Genomic DNA, 6,865 nt, shown 5'->3' with positions numbered 1-6,865 from the left:
ACTGATAACTGATAACTGATAACTGATAACTGATAACTGATAACTGATAACTGAAATGACATCTGGCCATGAATCGGAAAAACTTAACTATTATCAATCAAACATTTCGTTAAGCTCCTATAAAAACATCTGGAATTATTTTGCTCTCCACGAGAGAATTAGAAAAAATGCGCCGAGTGGGGAGACTCGCAGCCAATTTACTCAACCATCTTGAACCAATAGTACAACCAGGAGTTAGCACTCAAGAATTAAACGACGAAGCCGAAAATTGGACTCAGGCACAGGGAGCCATCAGTGCCCAACTTGGCTATACCCCTCCCGGTCATCCTCCATTTACTGGTTCTATCTGTACCAGTATTAATGAAGTAGTTTGTCATGGTATTCCCAACCCCAAACAGATACTCAAAGACGGAGATATTATCAATATTGACGTTACCCCCATTCTCGATGGCTACCACGGTGATACTTCCAGAACATTTTTAGTAGGTAACCCATCAGCCTCAGCTCAAAAATTGCTAAAAGTAACCGAAGAGTGTATGATGCTACGGATTGCTGAAATAAAACCAGGGGCAAGAGTTGGAGATATTGGGACAGCAATTCAGGAATATGCCAAAGCTAATGGATTTTCTGTTGTACGAGAAATGGTTGGTCATGGAGTTGGTAGGCAGTTTCATACAGAGCCACAAATTCCTCACTATGGCCAACGAGGTCGAGGTTTAAAATTACGCCCTGGCATGGTTTTTACTGTTGAACCAATGCTCAATGAAGGAACTCACAATATTAAGACCTTAGCCGATCGCTGGACTGTAATTACCAAAGACAAAAAACTTTCAGCCCAATTTGAACATACTGTCGCTGTCACAGAAGAAGGGGTGGAAATTCTCACATTAAATTAATTGAAAAAACAAATTTTCTGTCTAAATAAATAATATATGTCTCATTATGGAATGAAGCCTTAAGACCTAAAATAATATAGGTAAATTAACATAGATTTCTTTGAGTACATTTAATATATAGTTTAGAAAAAATTGAATGCCTTTCCCACCAGAAAGTCCTTGCCTAAATATAGCGATCGCCCGCCTGAATATCCCAGAAGCTAATCATTTTGCCATCTGGGTAATGCAGGCTCCTTTCCAACGGGGATATGTCCACCACGATCAAATTTGGCCAGAAACCTTGTCACAAGCTTGGAAGGCTTGGTTAGAAGTATTCTCTCCCCAAAGTTTACCTGCTATTCCGATCGGTACACCTCAACCAGCTTTAGCATCAACTCCAAATATTCATCCTGCCCCTGCTTCCAATGTCAAAATTAATCGTACCAGTCGCCTGATGCAAAATTTGGGTATTAGTCTGTGGCAGTGGCTATTTCAAGGAGAAATTGCTCAAAGTCTCCATCAAAGTCAAGGTATTGCCATTGGCCAAGAACTGCCCTTACAAGTAAGATTGGATATTCGCGCACCCGAATTAATTGCCCTACCCTGGGAAATTATGCAACCAGGAATTTCTTTACCTGCCTTTTCTCTAAGTAGGGAAATTTTGTTTAGTCGTACTACCAGTGACGTTCACTCCTTACCTCCTCTCCCACCTTCCCCATATTTGAATATTCTCCTGGTGATGGGGGAAAATGCGCCTCAAGGACAATCATCCTCAGCTAAAGACCATCAATTTTCTACTTTGTCCAAATTAGAGCTAGAAGAAGAAGCAGCTCGAATAACTGAGGTTTTAAAACCCCGCGAGATTACAAACCAAAATTTACACAGATTTAATTCTATTATTCCTTGCAATGTCGATACATTAATTCAACCGACTCCAGAAGAATTAATTTCCCATCTAGATAAAGAAAATTATAATGTACTTTTTTATGCTGGCCATGGTAAACCAGGCCCAGATGGCGGTTGGTTATTTTTAGCACCTGAGACTACTCTTAATGGTACTGAGCTAGCACAAGTTCTGGTTCGCAACGGAGTAACCTTGGCAGTATTCAACGCTTGTTGGGGAGCGCAACCAGCTACAGATATATCTTCTGGTCAAGTACAGGCAATACCACGCAGTAGTCTAGCAGAAGTATTAATTCATCATGGAGTACCAGCAGTTTTAGGGATGCGAGATGAAATTGCCGATGGAGAAGCTTTGAGTTTTATTCAAGTTTTTGCGCAATGTTTGACAGAGGGAATGTTGATAGATCAAGCAGTAGCTGTGGCTAGGCAACAGTTATTAACTCTCTATAGATTTAATCAACCAGCTTGGACTTTACCAGTATTATATATGCACCCAGAGTTCAATGGTCAATTAATTCAAGTCTTCGATGAGTTGGTAACTCAACTACCCACTAACTCTCCGACTTGGATTAGTAGTTCAACTTCTAGAGCTTTTTTACGTTCTCAAGACAACAATAATGAAGTTTGGCCTATTTGGCCTGGTACGATCGCGGTCGGACGTTCTCAGGAAAATGATGTGGTGATTTTTGAGCGGTGGGTTTCCCAAAAACACGCTGAAATTTTTTCTCGTTGCTTTCCGAGCGAACAGGTTGAACCCATTTATTTCTTAAAAGATATTTCTCGTTTTGGTACTTTAATTTATCAGTCTGGTGATTGGCGAAGAATACATCGTGATGAGGTTGCCATAACATCAGGAACACTGGTAAAATTTGGCAGTTCTCAAGGTCAAGCTTTTGAGTTTGTGATTGAAACAACAAAAGATTTTAGCTAGTTAATCTAAGTTAGAATTGCGGAACTAGCTAGGTTGCTTTTGTAGCTGATTAAGTAGGAAATAACAATATTCCTAATTACCTACTTCTATATTTAATAGAAGATGAATTATTTTTACTCAGGATAAAATTATGAAGAATCAGCCTTCCCGCTCTCAGTTTTCTGCTAATAATTCTACTCAAGTAGAATTGGATTTATTAAATTCGATAGTTCTTGATGATATTGCCTATCCTTGGAATCCAGAAACAGCAGAATCAGACTCTTATTTTGATTCTCTTGAGCAGGAGTTACCATTGTCTGATTTACTAACCGATGTGGAAATAACTTCCGGTTGCAAACAATTTTTAAGTCAAACCGATCAACTGTTTTCTGTGATTGATATTCAGAATTCCTTATCTGAGAAGTTTTCAGGTCTTGCTCCCAATAATTTACTCAACAAGTTAGGCAAGGTTGCTGTTAATGTTGTCGATCAGGTGAATAGTTTAGGGTCTATTCTATCTCTGTCAGACCAATTGGTACATTGTGTCAGCGAAGTTTTACCAGGTTGGGATTTGGAAGATTTGGAAGTAATGGCGCGTCCCCTAGCTTATTCTATGCGTGGTAGTCATGATGATGCAGTAGAAAATACTTTGGCAACAATCCAATCAACTTCTTGGTATGATTTGTCAGAAGTTGAACAAGCACGATTGAGTTTAGCGATCGCGCTCTATGCTATAGAGAAAGCTAATAATTAATTTTTATCTACCCAATTTAATATATTAGAGTTGTCGCTAAATATAGGGGAAAAAATCGCTCCAACCTAGACAGAGCAATCATTCCAAGTAATTTTAGCCTCCAATAGCTACAATCCTTATAGAACAAGGTTTTTGGGGATTTTTTAAGTTATCAAGCGACAAGTATATTAGAGTAGTCGCTAAATAAAGGGAAAAAATCGCTCCAACCTAGACAGAGCAATCATTCTAAGTTTTTTAATTTCCTAATATCTAGAATTCTTACATAACAAGGTTTTTGGGGATTTTTTAAGTTATCAAGCGACAAGTATATTAATTAAGAAATAGCGGTTTTTAGTTTTTTAATGATCAATATTTACTGACGAGTAACTGAACTGAGAACTGCTAGACTTTTTTCTGGGCATTGCACAGTGACGAATGATTTTAGATTTTTGATTGAATTGGATTTTGAATTTGAGAATTGCTAGAATTATTAGACTTGTCGCTTTATAACTTCAAAAACCCCCAAAAACCTTGTTATATAAGGATTGTAGCTATTGGTGGCTAAAAAGGCCTTGAAATTATTGCTCTGTCTAGGTTGGAGCGATTTTTTCCCTCTATTTAGCGACAACTCTATTAATTAATGGTTTTTTTTATTCATAATCTAAACTAATTTTTGGCAATATAATTCCATAATGTGCAACCCCTTTTTCTGAATATGTTTGTAATTTTAATGTTTGTAATTTGATCTCCGGGTGAGTCGATAATATCAAGTCCGGGTAATTATTTATATCATGTGCCCCCTTCGGGGGAGCTATGCTTACGGTATAACAGTTATAATAGGGCTTCCTAGTTGGGTTTTAGCCCTTACAATACTTAGTATTAGGACTAAAGTCCAACTACAAACAAAAACTTTATTATAAGTAATTAATCGTACGATCAAACTCCATTGTGCTTACGCAAACAATAACTTTCTTCTCATATTCCTTGCTTCCCCGCTTCCTCCTGACTCGTGACTCCTGACTCTTCCTCCCAACTATTCAACCGGATATAATGTAATATAGCAATCCTAAAATATTCAAAATGTCACCGTACATAAGAAGCGCCATTATAGCAATGTGCGCTGGCATATTTACACATTATTTTTTGTACACCTGTTCGCTTACTGCACTTTGAGCTGGACATTGTAAATACCTGAGCGCACATTGCTATAATATCAATAGTTGCTTCTGTAGTATAGGTGCTAAACCAGATGCTAAAAAAGCGACAACGTTAGCAACGTCTTCTGGTGTTGCCAACTGACCCAAAGGAATATCGCGGGTAGCAAAATCTTCTCCCACCTATTGATGATAACTTTCTACTCTCTCAGAGACTGTTTGTAAAATTTTGTAATATAAAATGATTGACCTTTAAACTGTAACAACTTGGTTATTTATCCCAGATTTATAGGCTGAAATACCCAATTTGCCAGGGGTAAAAACACTTCATAATTATTTACAAATAACCTCTCAGTACGCACAAACCCAGGTGCAACAGCATAAGCTAAAATATTAGACTTGACAAAACCACGGGCAATAGTACGAGTTAGCGAAATCACCCCACCTTTAGAAGCTGCATAGTGAATATGTTGGGGGTCGTCTCCACGAAAAGCAGCTCGACTAGCAATATTAATAATAGTGCCACCGTCACGAGTTTGAAAATGACGAATTGCTTCTCGACATAGATCGGCAACTGCAACTAAATTTACTTGCAAAGTTTGTTGCCAAGCATTAATTCAAATGTCTATTTCATCATCTACGCTAGTAGCAACAAAAATTCCAGCATTATTCACCAGAAGATCAATACGACCTTGCCAGGTAATCGCTTAAAGCGATAATTTCACAGCAACATTTTTTTCCACTAAGTCTGCTTTTAATAAATAACATTTATCTTAACCAATTTGAGTGGCGATCGCTTCTGCTGCTTGTTGTTTATGACCGTAATGTAAAATAACATTGAAAAATAGAATAATTTTATCAAAGTCAAAATTATTCTTCTAGTAGCTGAATGCCGAGCAAAAAATTGGTAGTGCTATGGCATCCTTCTTAAATATGTATTTAAAAAATTATCTAGTTCAGTGTCAAATTTTTCTTTATTCTTGATGATTGGCTTCCATGAATATCGGTAATTTGGAAGCCATCAATACATAAAACTAATTGAGACTAATGAAACAAAAAAAAATTCTGGAGTTCAAAAAAATTATCTGCTACTAGAACAAAGGAAAGAAATATCGGAAAAATTAATCATATTAACTAACACAAATATTATTTGATTAGCTCAAAAAATTATTGATGATACTCAATTTTTTCTCATGTTAATTTCCCCTTTTCCTGGGGTTGAGAATGCTGGTGCTTATGAAACCTAATTCCTAAAAAAACATCATACAGAAAGCTCCAAAAATTTTTTCCTTGCAATAATCCTAAAGATTGAGGAGAACCCTTAACATCTAAAAGTGGCTTCATAACTTCATAAGCAGGTTTGTAATTATACCAAGGTATAGAAGGCCATAAATGATGAATTAAATGGTAATTCTGTCCACAAATCAGAATATTGAGTAAGCCACTTGGATAAACTCTAGCATTGTGCCAGCGATCGCGTTCCTGGAAAGGACGATGAGGTAAATAATCAAAAAATAACCCTAGAGCTAAACCAACAACTAAAGCAGGAGAAAACCAATAATTTAAAATATAATCCAGAAACCCAAAATATATGGACACACCTATCATTGTGAACACTACTAAACGGCTAAAAAACCATTCCCATAGTTCAAATTTCCGCCAAAGTCGTCTTTTAAAAAAGAAGATTTCATGGTAGAAAAAACGGGCTGCAATTAGCCATAAGGGGCCACCAGTAGAAACAAAATGATCTGGGTCATTTTCTGGGTCGTTAACATGGGCATGATGCTGTAGGTGTACTCTTGTAAATACTGGGAAAGCAAAACCTAACATCAAGGCGCTGCCGTGACCTAAAATAGCATTAACTAAGCGATTCTTATGGGCTGAATTATGGGAAGCATCGTGAATTACTGTTCCTGCCATATGTAAGGCTAGAACATTCATCAAGAAGCAGCACCAGCCAGGAAAGTGCCAGTACCAGTAACCGCAGGTTGAGGAAATTATTATTCCTATAGCACTCAAAAACATGAGTAAGTTAGTATTTAAGCCTCCAGACGGGCTTAATAACTCTCTTGGGACTGTCGTTTGCAGCCCTGCCTCCAACATTTTAATTTGCACTCCTCTATATTGATTGAGACTTTTTTTATTACAATACGATATAGGCAAAATTTTGTAAAGATATATGAAATATTATTAATATAAACAAAATAATTAGAATCTTTGGTTATAGGAGAAATTAAATAAAGTTAATCGCGATCCCCATAAATTAGACCCCGATCCTAAAACTTAAATT

The 6,865-nt window shown here is 37.0% G+C and carries 6 protein-coding genes; 3 read left to right on the top strand and 3 right to left on the bottom strand.

Annotation, left to right across the window (positions count from 1 at the left end; genetic code table 11):
- Positions 1–134 precede the first annotated feature (134 nt).
- The 3 genes from map to D5R40_RS16140 all read left to right on the top strand — a co-directional run bounded on the left by map (position 135) and on the right by D5R40_RS16140 (position 3,442).
- Entirely contained in the window at positions 135–896 is a 762-nt protein-coding gene (gene map / locus D5R40_RS16150) for a type I methionyl aminopeptidase (protein ID WP_375339385.1), read from the top strand.
- 136 nt (positions 897–1,032) lie between these two features.
- Positions 1,033–2,709 (top strand): CHAT domain-containing protein, encoded by a 1,677-nt coding sequence (locus tag D5R40_RS16145; RefSeq protein ID WP_124145139.1) that lies wholly within the window; start codon positions 1,033–1,035, stop codon positions 2,707–2,709.
- A 130-nt stretch (positions 2,710–2,839) separates the two neighbouring features.
- Entirely contained in the window at positions 2,840–3,442 is a 603-nt protein-coding gene (locus tag D5R40_RS16140; RefSeq protein ID WP_124145138.1) for a hypothetical protein, read from the top strand.
- Positions 3,443–4,626: 1,184 nt separating this feature from the next.
- On the opposite strand, the gene D5R40_RS39680 is transcribed toward D5R40_RS16140, so the two are convergent.
- From D5R40_RS39680 to crtR, 3 genes are all read right to left on the bottom strand, one after another.
- Entirely contained in the window at positions 4,627–4,758 is a 132-nt protein-coding gene (locus tag D5R40_RS39680) for an SDR family oxidoreductase (protein ID WP_161564538.1), read from the bottom strand.
- A gap of 92 nt (positions 4,759–4,850) precedes the next feature.
- The gene (locus tag D5R40_RS39675; RefSeq protein ID WP_275670380.1) at positions 4,851–5,192 is read right to left on the bottom strand and encodes an SDR family NAD(P)-dependent oxidoreductase; all 342 of its coding nucleotides are present in this window, start codon (positions 5,190–5,192) and stop codon (positions 4,851–4,853) included.
- 574 nt (positions 5,193–5,766) lie between these two features.
- Complete coding sequence (gene crtR, locus D5R40_RS16130; protein ID WP_124145141.1) at positions 5,767–6,678, bottom strand: beta-carotene hydroxylase; 912 nt, start codon at positions 6,676–6,678, stop codon at positions 5,767–5,769.
- Between the last annotated feature and the right edge of the window lie 187 nt (positions 6,679–6,865).

The sequence above is a fragment of the Okeania hirsuta genome, from assembly GCF_003838195.1.
Taxonomy (GTDB): Bacteria; Cyanobacteriota; Cyanobacteriia; order Cyanobacteriales; family Microcoleaceae; genus Okeania; species Okeania hirsuta.
Note: the sequence above shows the minus strand (reverse complement) of the source record. Positions and strands in the feature narration are given on the sequence as shown.